We start from the raw sequence: 13834 nt of genomic DNA on the forward strand, positions 1-13834 counted from the left end.
GACAGTGACTGAAAAATTCGAAATGGAACAATCAACGCAGGTCCGGGAAATCCTCTTCCCAGTACTCACCCGGCAGGCGCGCGGGCTCGGCCTCGCGTTCCATTTCGCGGCGCCGCAATTCGACGCGGCGGATCTTTCCGGAGATGGTTTTCGGCAGCTCGCTGAATTGCAGGCGGCGAATCCGCTTATACGGTGCGAGTTTTTCGCGCGAAAACGCGAACACGGCGCGCGCCAGTTCCGGACCGGCCTCGTAGCCTTGCCGCACGGTCACGAACGCCTTGGGCACCGACAAACGCAGCGCATCCGCGCTCGGCACCACGGCCGCTTCACCGATCGCTTCGTGTTCGATCAGCACGCTTTCGAGTTCGAACGGGCTCAACCGGTAATCGGACGATTTGAAGACGTCGTCGGCGCGGCCGACGTAGACGTAGTAGCCGTCGTCGCGGCGCAGCGCGACGTCCGACGTGCGGTAGAAACCGTTGCGCATCGCCTGCGCGGTCGCGTTGGCGTTGTTCGCGTAGCCGGTCATCAGGCCGAGCGGGCGGGCGGTCAAAGACAGCGCGATTTCGCCTTCGGTGACGGGCTGGTCGTCGGCATCGAGCAGTTCGATCCTGTAGCCCGGCAGCGGGCGCCCCATCGAACCCGGCACCACCGGCTGCCCCGGCGAATTGCCGATCTGGCAGGTGGTTTCGGTCTGGCCGAAACCGTCGCGGATCGTGATGCCCCACGCGTGCTTCACCCGCTCGATGATCTCGGGATTCAAAGGCTCGCCCGCGCCGACGATCTCGCGCAGCTTCACCGGATAGTCGGCGAGATGCTCCTGCACCAGCATGCGCCAGACGGTCGGCGGCGCGCAGAGCGTGGTGACGTTGAAGCGCACCAGCACGTCGAGCGTATCTTTCGGCACGAAGCGCGGGAAGTTGAACACGAACACGCAGGCTTGCGCATTCCACGGCGCGAAAAAGCAGCTCCACGCGTGCTTGGCCCAGCCCGGCGAGCTGATATTCCAATGGATGTCGTTCGGTTGCAGGCCGACCCAGTACATCGTCGACAGATGGCCGACCGGATAACTCTGGTGCGTGTGCTCGACCAGTTTCGGCTTGGAAGTCGTGCCCGAGGTGAAGTACAGCAGCAGCGGATCGGTGGCGCGTGTGACGCCTTCGGGCGTGAATTGCGGCGATGCGTCATAGGCGGCGGCCAGGTCGATCCAGCCGGCGCGCGGCGCGCCCACCGAAAGACGTGTGAGCGGTACATCGAGCGCATCGAACTTGGCCAGCTCCGCGCTATCGACCACGACGAATTTCGCGCCGCCGATCTGCACGCGGTCGCGCACATCGTCGGCGGAAAGCTGGGTGGTGGCGGGCAACACGATCGCGCCGAGCTTCATGGCCGCGAGCATCACGTCCCATAGTTCGACGCGGTTCGGCAGCATCAGCAGCAGGCGGTCGCCCCGCCCCACGCCCACACCGCGCAGGAAGTTCGCCATGCGCGCCGAGCGCTCCGACATCTGCGCGTATGACAACCGCAGGCCCTCGCTCGCCGGATCGTCGACGATCCACAGCGCCGGATTGTCGTTGTTTCGCGCGACCACGTCGAAATAGTCGAGCGCCCAGTTGAACTCGTCCAGCACCGGCCACGCGAATTCGCGGTACGCACGGTCATAGTCGGTTCGATGGCGCAACAACAGGTCACGCGCGTCGAAAAAGCTCTTCGCTGCAGTCATCGTCGTCTCCTGTGTCGATCTGAGTTAGCGCTTCAGCGCTTACTCAGATCCCATGCAACGCTGTCGATCGGAGTTAGTGCTTCAGCACTTACTCCGGTCCCACGCAGCGCGCTCCGATCCCATGCAACGCTGTCGATCGGAGTTAGCGCTTCAGCTGTCGGCCGGAGTTAGTGCTTCAGCACTTACTCCGGTCCCATGCAAAGCCCTTACTCCGATCCCATGCTGGTGGCGCGGTGTGCGCACCGCTTTTGTGTTATCGGGCCGCTTATTTTGCGCTCAAATGGCCCGTGTTTTCCTTCAAACGTGGCGCGCGATCACCATCCGCTGGACTTCGCTGGTTCCTTCGTAAATCTGCGTGATGCGAGCGTCGCGGTAATGGCGCTCCACCGCATAGTCCTCGAGATAGCCGTAGCCGCCGTGAATCTGGATCGCGTTCGAGCAGATCTCCTCGGCCAGTTCCGACGCGAACAGCTTCGCCTGCGACGCCTCCGACAAGCATGGCTTACCTTCCGTGCGCAGCCGCGCCGCGTGATGCACGAGCAGCCGCGCGGCGTTCAGACGCGTCGCCATATCGGCGAGCATGTTGGCGATGGTCTGATGATCCTTCAGCGCCTTGCCGAACTGGATGCGTTCGTTCGCGTAGAGGCGCGCGGCATCGAACGCGGCCCGCGCGATGCCGACCGCCTGCGCGGCGATGCCGATGCGCCCGCCTTCGAGATTCGACAGCGCGATGCGCAAGCCCTCGCCCGGTTCGCCGAGCAGATTGGCTTCGGGCACGGCGCAGTCGTCGAGCGAAATCGGGCAGGTGTCGGACGCGCGAATGCCGAGCTTGTGTTCCGGCTTGCCGACCTTGAAGCCCGGCGTATCGGTCGGCACGATAAAGGCCGACAAGCCGCGCTTGCCGCGATCCGGATCGGTGACGGCGAACACGATCGCAAGGTCGGCGCGCGCGCCGTTGGTCACGAACTGCTTGCTGCCGTTGAGAATCCACTTGCCGTCGCGCAGCACGGCGCGGGTGCGCAGATTGTTCGCCTCCGAGCCGGCTTGCGGCTCGGTCAGACAGAACGCGCCGATGCGCCGGCCGGTGGCGAGGTCGTGCAGATAGCGGTCTTTCTGCGCATCCGTGCCGAAGTTCAGAATCGGCCCGCAGCCGACCGAGTTGTGCACGCTCATCAGCGTCGCGCACGCGGCACAGCCGGCGGCGATCTCTTCGAGTGCGAGTGCATAGGCCACGTAGCCGGTATAGGAGCCGCCCCATTCGGACGGCACGATCATGCCGAGAAAACCGAGTTCGCCCATCTGCGCGACGACCTCCGCGGGCAGCTTCGCGTCGCGGTCCCACTGCGCCGCGTTCGGTGCGAGGCGCTCGGAGGCGAAGTCGCGCGCGGCGTCGCGGATCATGCGTTGTTCGTCGGTGTAGAAATTGTCCATGGGCTCGATCCTGTCTTTTGCGTCTGCTCACGCCCCCGGCGTGGCATCCGGCTCGCGAACAGTTGAGGCAAGTGTAGGCAAGCGGCTGGACAGGTTCGATGCTCAGCCCGATCATTCTGGCTGAGCGCATTTGCCATACTGCTACTATGCAAACCCGATTCGGGCCGCATCTTCAAGGGCTTGGCGAATCGCCACAGGGAAAACACTGAGCGTAATTGCCAGATGCGCCAGATGCACCAGACATGCCAGACACGCCGGACACTCATGAGAAACGATAAGGGCACGATTTCCGTCAGCCTGGTCGAGGAAACTCTAGCGCTGGCGCGCGCCCGCGGTCTGGATGCGCTGCCGCTCGCCGAAGCCGCCGGCATCGCGCCGCCGATGCTGGCGTCGCCGAAAAGCCGGGTGTCGTCGGCGCAGTACGGCGCGCTGTGGGCCGGCATCGCCCGCGCGCTCGACGACGAATTCTTCGGCCAGGACTCGCATCCGATGAAAAGCGGCAGCTTCATCGCGATGACGCAGACGGCGCTGACCGCGCGTAACGGCGCGCAGGCGCTCGCGCGCGCGCTCGGCTTCATGCGGCTGGTGCTGGACGACCTCGGCGCGCGGATCGAGACGAACGCGCAGCGCGTGCGGCTCAGATTCGTCGAACGCGAAGGCGCGCCGCCGCCCAGGATGTTCGCCTACGCGACCTACTTCATCCTCGTGTACGGCCTGTTGTGCTGGCTGGTCGGGCGGCGCATTCCGCTGCTCGAAGCGCGCTTTCGCTGCGCGGCGCCGCCCGCCGCGCATGAATACCGCCTGATGTTCTGCGACGACATGACGTTCGATCAGCCCGAATCCTATGTGGACCTGGCGCCGGCGTTTCTCGAGTTGCCGGTGATCCAGACGGCGACGTCGGTGAAGCCGTTCCTGCGCGACGCGCCCGGCAGCTTCATCGTCAAGTATCGCAATCCGGGTTCGCTCGCCGCGCGGGTACGCAAGATGCTGCGCGCGCTGCCGATGGCCGGCTGGCCCGCCGCCGATCAGATGGCGCAGCGCCTGCACGTCGCCGAGGCCACCATGCGGCGGCGTCTGAAACAGGAGGGCTACACGTATCAGTCGATCAAGGACGACTTGCGGCGCGACATCGCAATCGGCGAATTGCAGGGCACCGGCCGCACCATCGCCGACATCGCCGCCGCGGTCGGTTTTGCCGAACCGAGCGCGTTTCATCGCGCGTTTCGCAAGTGGACCGGCATGCGGCCGACTGATTACCGGCCGGCGCGCACGGACTTCACGCGCCGCGCGGAATCGGACTAAGCTGTAAGAAGCAGGCCAGCCTTTTTTTGGGGTTCCGGCCCGCGCCGGTCGATACCCGTCGACGCGGCGTGACGGCCGTCAGCGATGAGCACGTATCAGCGTCTCCCGTTCCGGCAGTCCGGTCCACATCGTCCGCTTATCCGTGGCGCAATCGTGGGCCGGTTGGTGCGCGGCATCACCGCGCTCGGCGTACTGTTGGCGTTTGCAGCCACGCTCCCCGTCGCCCACCCGCCGCTTCAGGCCGCCGCAGCGCCCAATGAAATCGTCGTGATTCCGGTAAGCGGCGCGATCGGTCCGGCCAGCGCCGATTTCATCGTGCGCGGCCTGCAACGGGCAGCCGACGAACGCGCCCAACTTGCCGTGCTGCAACTCGACACGCCAGGCGGGCTGGATACGTCGATGCGGCAGATCATCAAGGCCATTCTCGGCTCGCCGGTGCCGGTCGCGACCTTCATCAGCCCGAGCGGCGCGCGGGCGGCGAGCGCCGGCACCTACATCGTGTACGCCAGCCACATCGCGGCAATGGCGCCGGGCACTAATCTCGGCGCGGCAACGCCCGTGCAGTTGGGCATCGGCGGTGCGGAGCCGCCGGGCGGGGCACCGGGAACACCCGGAATGCCCGGCACACCCAGAACCGCGCCCGCGACGCCGGCCTCAACCAGTGCGGCCAGCTCGGCCAATGCAGCCAGTTCCGCCAGCGCCGCAAGCGGCGCGCTGCCGCTCGACACCCAATCGACCGAAATGCGCAAGCAGGTCCACGACGCCGCCGCCTACATCCGCGGCCTCGCGCAAATGCGCGGGCGCAATACGGACTGGGCCGAACGCGCGGTGCGCGAAGCCGTCAGCCTGTCGGCGAGCGATGCGCTCGCGCAGCACGTCGTCGATCTGATTGCGCGCGACGTGCCCGATCTGCTGCGCCAGGTCGACGGCCGCACGATCAACACCATCCGCGGCAACGTCAAACTCAGCACCGCCGGCGCGCCGGTCGTCACGCTCGAAGCCGACTGGCGCAGCCACTTCCTCGCGGTCATCACCGATCCGAACGTCGCGCTGATTCTGTTGATGTTGGGCATGTACGGCCTGTTCTTCGAATTCGCCAACCCGGGCTTTGTGCTGCCCGGCGTGGTCGGCGCGATCAGCCTGCTGATCGGGCTCTTCGCGATGCAAATGCTGCCGGTCAACTATGTCGGCTTGAGCCTGATCTTTCTCGGCATCGCGTTCCTGATCGCCGAAGCGTTTTTGCCGACCTTCGGCTCGCTGGGCTTCGGCGGCGTGGTTGCGTTCGTGATCGGCGCGATGATGCTGATCGATACCGATGTGCCCGGCTACGGCATTCCGCTGCCGATGATCGCCGCCGTCGTGGTGTTCAGCGTCGCCTTCGTGTTCGCGGTGTCGAGCGTCGCGTTGCGCGCGCGACGCCGGCCCGTGGTGACCGGCTCGGAAGCGATTGTCGGCAGTCTCGGCATCGTGCTCGACGGCGGCTTGCTGCCGGACGGCGGCACGGCGGCCGGCTGGGCGCGTGTGCACGGCGAACGCTGGCGGGTGTCCAGCTCGGCGCCGCTCGCGGCGGGTCATGCGGTACGCGTCATTGCGCGGCACGGACTGACGCTGACCGTGGAGCCCGCGGAAGCAATACAACAAGGAGAACACTCATGATCGGTTTCACATTCGGCTTCAGCAGCATACTGATTCTGCTGGTGATCATCCTGCTCGCTTCGGCGATACGGATTTTCAGGGAATACGAACGCGGCGTCGTCTTCATGCTCGGGCGCTTCTGGAAGGTCAAGGGGCCGGGGCTCGTGCTGATCATCCCGATCGTGCAACAGGTGGTGCGGATAGATCTGCGCACCGTCGTATTCGATGTGCCGCCGCAAGACGTGATCACGCGCGACAACGTCTCGGTGAAGGTCAACGCGGTGGTGTATTTCCGCGTCGTCGATCCGGAGAAAGCAGTGATCCAGGTGGCGCGCTACTTCGAAGCGACCAGCCAGTTGTCGCAGACCACGCTGCGCGCGGTGCTCGGCAAGCACGAACTCGACGAACTGCTGGCCGAGCGCGAGCAGCTGAACGCCGACATCCAGAAAGTGCTCGACACCCAGACCGACGCGTGGGGCATCAAGGTGTCGATCGTCGAGATCAAGCACGTGGACATCAACGAAACCATGATTCGCGCGATTGCGCGCCAGGCCGAGGCCGAGCGCGAACGGCGCGCCAAGGTGATTCACGCGGAAGGCGAATTGCAGGCCTCGCAGCATCTGCTGGAAGCGGCGCAGACCCTCTCGAGGCAGCCGCAGGCGATGCAGTTGCGCTATCTGCAAACCCTCACGACGATTGCCGCCGACAAGAACTCGACCATCGTGTTTCCGTTGCCGGTCGATCTGCTGGGCGCGGTGCTGGATCGCCTCGGCAAGCCGTCGCAGTCCTGAGCCGCGGGTCGCTTTGGATCACTGGATGAAACGGTGCATTGCTTTTCATCGCCTTACTCGAAAGGCAGGCGAAAACTAGAATACGTGGGTCGCAGATAACCGCTCCACGGGAGCCAGTCATGAAAATCGTTTCTCGAGTTGGACTCGGCGCGCTGCTAGCCGCCGTTTGTATGAGCACTGCGTTCGCGCAGACATCGGCGCGGCCTTACGATCCGTCGGCGCCGAAAACACGTGCCGAAGTGAAAGCCGATCTGGCCGCATGGCGCGCCGCCGGCTACGATCCGCTCGACTGGATCAACTACCCGGACAACGCGCAACGCGCGGGCCGCATCGTCGCCGCGCGGCGGGCGCAGGAATCAGGCGGGAGCGTGACGCAGTAAATGAAGCTTGACCGCGGCATGCCGAGCCGCCCGCGATTGCAATGACCGCGGGCCATGGCCTCGCATGCCGCGCGCATGAGTTTTCCTTTTGCGGTTTTCCTTGCGGTTTTCCTTGCCGCTTTCTTTGCCGCTTTCTTTGCCGCTTTCCTTGCCGCTTTCTTTGCCGCTTTCCTTGCCGCTTTCTTTGCCGCTTTCCTTGCCGCTTTCTTTGCCGCCTCCCTACCACCTCCCTGCCTGAATCCGTTTCACCCGCAACGCCGCGCAACCGTTCCATCTGGCTTCATCTTTCGCCGCTCGTTTGAAAGCCGGCCGCGTCGCGCCCGAACATCGTCAATTCGCTTGCCGCTCCGCCCGACGCGCTGGCAAGGTATCATCTCGCCCCTTTCATCCCCGCAGCCGGAATCCGAACGATGCCAATCCGGGTAGACGCCGACACCTGTCCGGTCGTGATCAAGGAGAGGCTGTTTCGCGCGGCGCGCCGCACGGGCGGCCGGACTTCAGCGCCGCTTCGGACGGCACGCCGGCACGCCCATCCGCGGTTGATCCGCTATACATCGCACGCCCCAACAAGAATCACTTTTGAAACGACGAGAGACGCGCCTCATGGACTCGATAAATCGCTACTTCGGCCTCGACGCCGCCGGCACCAACGTACGCACTGAAGTGCTCGCCGGACTGACCACCTTTCTGACGATGGCCTACATCATCTTCGTCAACCCGGCGATTCTCGGCGACGCCGGCATGCCGAAAGACGCGGTGTTCGTCGCGACCTGCATCGTGGCCGCGCTGGCCTCGCTGATCATGGGCTTCTACGCGAACTATCCGATCGCGCTCGCGCCCGGCATGGGCCTGAACGCGTACTTCGCGTACACGGTGGTCAAGGGCATGGGCTTCACCTGGCAGGCCGCGCTCGGCGCGGTGTTCATCTCCGGGTGCCTGTTCCTGATCGTCACGCTGATTCGCGTGCGCGAAGTGATCGTCAACGGGATTCCGCGTTCGATCCGCATTGCGATTACCGGCGGCATCGGGCTCTTCCTGGCGATCATTTCGCTGAAGACGGCCGGCGTGGTGGTCGGCAATCCGGCCACACTCGTCGCGCTCGGCGATCTGCACAACCCGCATGTGATTCTCGCCATCGTCGGCTTCTTCGCGATCGTCACGCTCGACTATCTGCGGGTGCGCGGCGCGATCCTGATCGGCATCGTCGGGGTGACGGTGCTGAGCTTTTTCTTTGGCGGCAATCAGTTTCACGGCGTCGTCTCCGCGCCGCCGTCGATCGCGCCGACGCTGTTCCAGCTCGACATTCGCGGCGCGCTCTCCACAGGCGTGCTGAACGTGATTCTCGTGTTCTTCCTCGTCGAACTGTTCGACGCGACCGGTACGCTGATGGGCGTGGCCAACCGCGCCGGCCTGCTGGTCGAAGGCAAGATGCACCGGCTCAATCGCGCGCTGCTCGCCGACAGCACGGCGATTCTCGCCGGCTCGATGCTCGGCACCTCGTCGACCACGGCGTACATCGAAAGCGCGTCGGGCGTGCAGGCAGGCGGGCGCACCGGCGTGACGGCGATCACCGTCGCTGTGCTGTTTCTCGCGGCGCTATTTTTCGCGCCGCTGGCGGGCGTGGTGCCCGGCTATGCGACGGCGCCGGCGCTGCTGTACGTGTCGTGCCTGATGCTGCGCGAAATGCTCGACCTGCCGTGGGACGACGCCACCGAAGTCGTGCCGGCCGCGCTGACCGCGCTGCTGATGCCGTTCACCTACTCGATCGCCAATGGCGTCGCGTTCGGCTTTATCTCCTACGCCGGGCTGAAACTGCTGACGGGGCAGGCGCGCAAAGTCAAGCTGGTGGTGTGGATCATCGCGGCGATCTTCCTGTTTCGCTATTTCTACCTTGGCAGCGAGTAATCGCGAAGGCTCGCGGCGTGGCAGCTCGCGGCGTGGCGGCTCGCGGCGCGCCGAGGCGCGAAGCGGGTGGCGCCGGATAGTACGGTCAGCGCCGGTTCGGTCTGGATCAACGAATCGGACGCTGCGGCGGATGGTTTGATGGTTTTTTCCCGCGCGTGAGTACACGAGGACGCCCGCGCAGGCGGCGTGAACGGCCGCTGCCGGTTGGTTTTGCTGGCGCCGCGCCCTGGGTTTGCGTTGGTTGCCCTAGTTAGGTTAGCGCGGCTTTCTTCTCTGCTTTTCAGCCAGTCGGCGCGTCTTCCTTCAGTTGCGCCAGTTTGCTTCGTAGAAACGCACGTAGCCGCTGCGGAGTACCAGGCATTGCGCTCTCGTTTCCGACAGCAGACGCCGCGTGGCCGCCTCGATGCGGGCCCGGTGCGCGTCGAATGCGCCGATCATGTCCTCGATGCGCGGCGATGCGGCGCCGAAATGGTCCTCGAGCGCCTCGGCGGTGATCATGCACTCCACCCTCTCTCCATCGACCATCGCCGGGAACGCCAAGGTAAGTTCGCGCCCTGAATATTCAGGGGATTCGTTCGGGAATAGGATCTGCATGGGAGTCACCTTAATGGTTGGGTGGCGCGCATTCATGATTGGGTGCTGCGCACGCTAGTCTGATGGAGTCGCGCTTTTTGCCTTTCTTTCCCTCCTTTTCGGATGCCGATGGCGCGGGCTTGTCACCCCTATGCGTCAATGGCGCAGTTCGCGCCTCGCGGAGGTGATTGGATTCACTTTAGACGAGTTGTAGCGTGGTGCAAGTTTTTCCTTTTTTTGTTTGATTTTCCGGCTTTATGGGGTGGTTTTTGCTGAGCGTAACCCGGCTGTTTTTGGCCTTTCCCCGATTTGTTATTCGTTTATGAGCGGGCTACCCCGTTATTTTCCCGCGCGGCGCGGTCTTCGCTTCGTCCTGTAATATCAGGGTTCGGCCGTCGCAGCTTATGTTGCGCTGCGCAACGACAACGGCGGGCAACGTACCCGCCGTGTCCGTATAACCGGAGACATGCCTTGATCCATCGCCCTGCCTCGCCGCCCATCACCGGTCGGCCAGATGTCATCGCGCAAGCTCATGCGCGCTCGATCGAACTCGGTCTGCGCGCGTCGGAAACGCCGGATTTTCATCCGCTGCGCCAGCCGGCGCTGCGTGAGCTCGTCGATCGGAACCAATCGCTCTATATCCACGCTCTCCCGGTCATGGAGACGCTCCACGCGCAGATCGTCGACACCCAAAGCATGGTGCTCCTTACCGATAATCACGGGGTCATCCTGCATAGTCTCGGCGATAGCGACTTCGTCGAAAAAGCCAATCGCGTCGCGCTATGTCCCGGCGTTTCCTGGGCGGAGGCGGATCGCGGGACGAACGCCATCGGCACGGCGCTGGTCGACGGGCAACCCACCGTCGTGAATGCAGAGGAACACTTTCTGCACGCCAACCGGATTCTCACCTGCTCGTGCACGCCAATCGCAGATCCGTTCGGGCGCACCATCGGCGCACTCGATGTGAGCGGCGACACGCGCGGCTTTCACAAGCACACGCTGGCGCTAGTGCGGATGTCGGCGCAGATGATCGAAAATCATCTGTTCTCCAATCAATTCGCGGACTCGATCCGCATCCACTTTCATGCGCGTGCGGAATTCATCGGCACGCTGTTCGAAGGGCTCGCGGCGTTCGCAGCCGATGGCACGTTTCTGTCGGCCAATCGCAGTGCTCTGTTTCAGTTCGGCCAGCCGCTCGCCGCTCTGCAAAGGCAGCCGTTCGACGCGCTGTTCGGCCTCGCCTTCGCCACGCTGTTGCAGCAGACAAGCCGCGCGCCAGGCGAGAGCATCGTACTCACGCTGCCAAGCGGCGTGCACGTGGTGGCGCGCGGCGAATTTACGGCGCCGCGCTACATCGCGCCGGCCGACGGCTTCGCTGCCTCGTCGCGTATGGCGGCTTCGGCTGGAACGCGATCCAGCGCCCGTCCGTTCGAACCCGCACCTCTGGCGACGCTCGAAACACTCGACACCGGCGACGCGCAAGTCGCCGCGATCTTGCAGCGGGTCGCGAAGCTGCGCGGTCGCGATATCCCGACTCTGGTGCTCGGCAAAACCGGCACCGGCAAGGAATGGCTCGCCCGCGCGATCCATCACGATTCGCCGCGCCGGGCCGCGCCCTTCGTCGCGCTGAATTGCGCGTCGTTGCCGGATACGCTGATCGAAGCGGAGTTGTTCGGTTACGAAGACGGCGCGTTCACCGGCGCCAAAAAACGCGGCAGCGTCGGCAAAGTCGTGCAGGCCGATGGCGGCACGCTGTTTCTCGACGAAATCGGCGACATGCCGCTCGCGCAACAAGTGCGGCTGATGCGTGTGCTGCAGGAGCGCACCGTTGTGCCGCTCGGCGGCACAAGGGCGATTCCGGTCGATCTGCGCATCGTCTGCGCAACCCACCGCAACCTGCGCGCGATGATCGAAGCCGGCACCTTCCGCGAGGACCTGTATTACCGGATCAACGGACTCGTCGTGACCTTGCCGGCGCTGCGCGATCGCACCGATCTGGCGGCGCTCGTCACACGCATGCTGGAATTGCAGCCCGATCGCGAACGCTTGCCACGACGCGTGTCCGAGGCCGTGCTCGCGCGGTTTGCGCAATGCCGCTGGCCGGGCAATCTGCGGCAACTGGCGAACGTGCTGCGCACCGCGAGCATCATGGCCGAAGGCGCACAGCAGATCGAACTCGAGGATTTGCCGGAAGACTTCCTGCAGGACTGTATCGATGCCGCGTCCGACGGCGTCTCGAAGCCGCCCGCATCGGTTCCGTGCAACGGCAACCGCGCGCCTGCTGCAACGCCCGCCCGCATGGAGGACTGGCAGACCACGTTGATTGCGCAGACGCTCGCGCGGCTCGACGGCAACGTGTCGGCGGCAGCCCGCGAACTCGGGCTCGCGCGCAATACGGTCTACCGCTACCTGAGGCGCGCAAGCACGCACTGAAAGCACAACAGCGACGCGTGCGGATTGAATATGAGCATGACGAGCGCAGGGTGAGCGTCGCTCGCACCGTGTAAAGTGTGGCGCAATCCGTCACCGCTCCACACGATGTCCGACCCTACCCGCCCGCATCTCGTTCGTGTCGAACCGCTCGGCCAGACCTTCGAAGCGCCCGACTCGCTGACGATCCTCGAAGCCGCCGGTTTCGCCGACCTGCGCCTGCCGCGCTCGTGCCGCAATGGAACTTGCCGCACGTGCCTCTGCAAAATGACCGCGGGACGTGTGCGCTACACGATCGAATGGCCGGGTCTAAGCCGGGAGGAAAAAGCGGAAGGCTATATCCTGCCGTGCGTGGCAATCGCGGAAACCGATGTGGTGATCGAAGCGCCCGACGCGGTCGAATCGCCGCCGCGCTGAGACCTGCGCCGCGCCGGCCCGCTCCTGCGGCACCGGCGTCCACGAACGCGGCGGCGAACGCCGTCGCGAGCCTTAACGCCGGGCGCCCATCGCCCGTTCGATTTTCTTGTCGGTGTTGTACTGGCTGAGCGCGTACACCGACCAGATTGCGGCCGGAATCCAGCCGATCAACGTGATCTGCAAGATCAGGCAGATGATCCCGGCAAACGGACGGCCGATCGTGAAGAACTGAAACCACGGCAGAATGATGGCGAGCAATAGACGCATTCAGATTTCCTGTTTTTTCATTCGACCCGGCACGCGCGTATTCGCGTGAGCAGGCCTGTCAATCGATCGGCGCAAAGCGCGGCGCCTTGCCGCCGTCGTGCTCGACCAGCTCGAAAAATACCGAAGCCGGACGCGTCCAGATCGTACCATTGCTGGCTTTGTAGACGATCATGGTGACCGTCGGATCGGACTCCAGCGTAGCCTCGCAAAGCAGTTCGTAAATGCCGCCTTTGTAGTGCCGGTAACGCACCATTCGAATCCTCCTTGAATTGAAAACCTCAGCGTTTCCTGGCTGCAATAGACATTTGCGCCCGGCCCCAATCAGCCGCCCTCTTTCATCTGCTTCAGAATCTTGTAGACGGTCGCGCGCCCCATCGTCAGCACGGCGGCTACGTAGTTCGCGGAACTGCGGCCACGAAACGCGCCTTGCGCGTGCAATGCCTCGACGATCTCCCGCTTGTGTTCGCGCGTGAGTGCATTGATGCCGATTTGCCGCTCGCGCAGCCAGCCGTGCAAAAACGTGTTGATCCGGTCTTGCCAGTCGTCGCGAAACAGCTCTTCCGCGGGCGCGTCCGTCAGATTGCCGCCTTTGATGAACAGATCGAGCGTCGAGCGCACGTCTTCGAACACCGCGATATTGAAGTTCACGCACAGCATGCCGGCGGGCTTGCCTTCGTCGTCGAACAGGATGTTGCTCACGCAGCGCATGCGCCGCCCGTCCCAATTGAGCTTTTCGTACGGCCCGATGGTCCGGCCGCGCGCCGCGAAGTGGATTTCGTCGAGCACCGAGGGGCCGCCGACTTCCAGCTTCGACAGATTGTTCACGAGGTACGCAATGGTCTGGTCATGCAGGTCGTGAATCACGACTTCGGCGCACGGATAGAACAGCGCGGCGATGCCGTCCGCGATGGGTGCGTAGCGGTCCAGCAGCAGGTCTTTCACAGCAGAGACTTTTGTCTTGCGCATTGGGAAATCGCGGT

The 13834-nt window shown here is 64.2% G+C and carries 14 protein-coding genes; 8 read left to right on the plus strand and 6 right to left on the minus strand.

Annotated elements, in window-relative coordinates:
- Positions 1–31 precede the first annotated feature (31 nt).
- Both AC07WT_RS32040 and AC07WT_RS32045 read right to left on the minus strand, forming a co-directional pair.
- The gene (locus tag AC07WT_RS32040) at positions 32–1723 is read right to left on the minus strand and encodes an AMP-binding protein (RefSeq protein ID WP_494950070.1); all 1692 of its coding nucleotides are present in this window, start codon (positions 1721–1723) and stop codon (positions 32–34) included.
- A gap of 297 nt (positions 1724–2020) precedes the next feature.
- Positions 2021–3154, minus strand: coding sequence for an acyl-CoA dehydrogenase (locus tag AC07WT_RS32045; protein WP_494950071.1), 1134 nt, complete (start codon positions 3152–3154; stop codon positions 2021–2023).
- A 264-nt stretch (positions 3155–3418) separates the two neighbouring features.
- On the opposite strand from AC07WT_RS32045, the gene AC07WT_RS32050 reads away from it, so the two are divergent.
- The 6 genes from AC07WT_RS32050 to AC07WT_RS32075 all read left to right on the plus strand — a co-directional run bounded on the left by AC07WT_RS32050 (position 3419) and on the right by AC07WT_RS32075 (position 9167).
- Complete coding sequence (locus AC07WT_RS32050) at positions 3419–4456, plus strand: AraC family transcriptional regulator (RefSeq protein WP_494950072.1); 1038 nt, start codon at positions 3419–3421, stop codon at positions 4454–4456.
- Between the two features lie 84 nt (positions 4457–4540).
- Positions 4541–6112, plus strand: a complete 1572-nt coding sequence (locus AC07WT_RS32055) for an NfeD family protein (protein ID WP_494950073.1) — start codon at positions 4541–4543, stop codon at positions 6110–6112.
- Positions 6109–6882, plus strand: a complete 774-nt coding sequence (locus tag AC07WT_RS32060; RefSeq protein ID WP_494950074.1) for a slipin family protein — start codon at positions 6109–6111, stop codon at positions 6880–6882. The genes AC07WT_RS32055 and AC07WT_RS32060 overlap by 4 nt, the downstream gene beginning before the upstream one ends.
- A 119-nt stretch (positions 6883–7001) precedes the next feature.
- Positions 7002–7262 carry a DUF4148 domain-containing protein gene (locus tag AC07WT_RS32065; RefSeq protein ID WP_492590058.1) on the plus strand — a complete coding sequence of 87 codons (261 nt, stop codon included), beginning with the start codon at positions 7002–7004 and terminating at the stop codon, positions 7260–7262.
- 54 nt (positions 7263–7316) lie between these two features.
- Positions 7317–7688, plus strand: a complete 372-nt coding sequence (locus AC07WT_RS32070; protein WP_494950075.1) for a hypothetical protein — start codon at positions 7317–7319, stop codon at positions 7686–7688.
- Between the two features lie 177 nt (positions 7689–7865).
- Complete coding sequence (locus tag AC07WT_RS32075) at positions 7866–9167, plus strand: NCS2 family permease (RefSeq protein ID WP_492590054.1); 1302 nt, start codon at positions 7866–7868, stop codon at positions 9165–9167.
- A gap of 303 nt (positions 9168–9470) precedes the next feature.
- Here AC07WT_RS32075 and AC07WT_RS32080 read toward each other — a convergent pair whose 3' ends face one another.
- A complete protein-coding gene (locus tag AC07WT_RS32080; protein ID WP_494950076.1) occupies positions 9471–9761 on the minus strand; it encodes a DUF1488 family protein in 291 nt (96 codons plus the stop codon).
- A 450-nt stretch (positions 9762–10211) separates the two neighbouring features.
- Between AC07WT_RS32080 and AC07WT_RS32085 the strand changes: the two genes are divergently transcribed.
- Together AC07WT_RS32085 and AC07WT_RS32090 are read left to right on the plus strand one after the other, a co-directional pair.
- Positions 10212–12173 (plus strand): sigma-54-dependent Fis family transcriptional regulator, encoded by a 1962-nt coding sequence (locus AC07WT_RS32085; protein WP_494950077.1) that lies wholly within the window; start codon positions 10212–10214, stop codon positions 12171–12173.
- Positions 12174–12278: 105 nt separating this feature from the next.
- The gene (locus AC07WT_RS32090; RefSeq protein WP_494950078.1) at positions 12279–12587 is read left to right on the plus strand and encodes a 2Fe-2S iron-sulfur cluster-binding protein; all 309 of its coding nucleotides are present in this window, start codon (positions 12279–12281) and stop codon (positions 12585–12587) included.
- Between the two features lie 72 nt (positions 12588–12659).
- Here AC07WT_RS32090 and AC07WT_RS32095 read toward each other — a convergent pair whose 3' ends face one another.
- The 3 genes from AC07WT_RS32095 to AC07WT_RS32105 all read right to left on the minus strand — a co-directional run bounded on the left by AC07WT_RS32095 (position 12660) and on the right by AC07WT_RS32105 (position 13820).
- Positions 12660–12854: a YqaE/Pmp3 family membrane protein gene (locus AC07WT_RS32095; protein WP_494950079.1), complete on the minus strand. Its 195-nt coding sequence runs from the start codon at positions 12852–12854 to the stop codon at positions 12660–12662.
- A gap of 58 nt (positions 12855–12912) precedes the next feature.
- Complete coding sequence (locus AC07WT_RS32100; RefSeq protein WP_492590046.1) at positions 12913–13107, minus strand: DUF1653 domain-containing protein; 195 nt, start codon at positions 13105–13107, stop codon at positions 12913–12915.
- Positions 13108–13175: 68 nt separating this feature from the next.
- On the minus strand, positions 13176–13820 hold the full coding sequence (locus AC07WT_RS32105) for a helix-turn-helix transcriptional regulator (RefSeq protein ID WP_494950080.1): 645 nt from the start codon (positions 13818–13820) through the stop codon (positions 13176–13178).
- Positions 13821–13834 lie beyond the last annotated feature (14 nt).

The sequence above is a fragment of the Paraburkholderia sp. GW821-FHT02A12 genome (assembly GCF_059422005.1).

Bases quoted from the DNA above. Each gene is read 5' to 3' on its own strand.
- AC07WT_RS32075 (WP_492590054.1), top strand. From the start codon at position 7,866: ATGGACTCGATAAATCGCTACTTCGGCCTCGACGCCGCCGGCACCAAC.
- AC07WT_RS32040 (WP_494950070.1), bottom strand. From the start codon at position 1,723: ATGACTGCAGCGAAGAGCTTTTTCGACGCGCGTGACCTGTTGTTGCGC.
- AC07WT_RS32070 (WP_494950075.1), top strand. From the start codon at position 7,317: ATGGCCTCGCATGCCGCGCGCATGAGTTTTCCTTTTGCGGTTTTCCTT.
- AC07WT_RS32095 (WP_494950079.1), bottom strand. From the start codon at position 12,854: ATGCGTCTATTGCTCGCCATCATTCTGCCGTGGTTTCAGTTCTTCACG.
- AC07WT_RS32105 (WP_494950080.1), bottom strand. From the start codon at position 13,820: ATGCGCAAGACAAAAGTCTCTGCTGTGAAAGACCTGCTGCTGGACCGC.
- AC07WT_RS32060 (WP_494950074.1), top strand. From the start codon at position 6,109: ATGATCGGTTTCACATTCGGCTTCAGCAGCATACTGATTCTGCTGGTG.
- AC07WT_RS32080 (WP_494950076.1), bottom strand. From the start codon at position 9,761: ATGCAGATCCTATTCCCGAACGAATCCCCTGAATATTCAGGGCGCGAA.
- AC07WT_RS32100 (WP_492590046.1), bottom strand. From the start codon at position 13,107: ATGGTGCGTTACCGGCACTACAAAGGCGGCATTTACGAACTGCTTTGC.
- AC07WT_RS32090 (WP_494950078.1), top strand. From the start codon at position 12,279: ATGTCCGACCCTACCCGCCCGCATCTCGTTCGTGTCGAACCGCTCGGC.
- AC07WT_RS32055 (WP_494950073.1), top strand. From the start codon at position 4,541: ATGAGCACGTATCAGCGTCTCCCGTTCCGGCAGTCCGGTCCACATCGT.
- AC07WT_RS32065 (WP_492590058.1), top strand. From the start codon at position 7,002: ATGAAAATCGTTTCTCGAGTTGGACTCGGCGCGCTGCTAGCCGCCGTT.
- AC07WT_RS32045 (WP_494950071.1), bottom strand. From the start codon at position 3,154: ATGGACAATTTCTACACCGACGAACAACGCATGATCCGCGACGCCGCG.
- AC07WT_RS32050 (WP_494950072.1), top strand. From the start codon at position 3,419: ATGAGAAACGATAAGGGCACGATTTCCGTCAGCCTGGTCGAGGAAACT.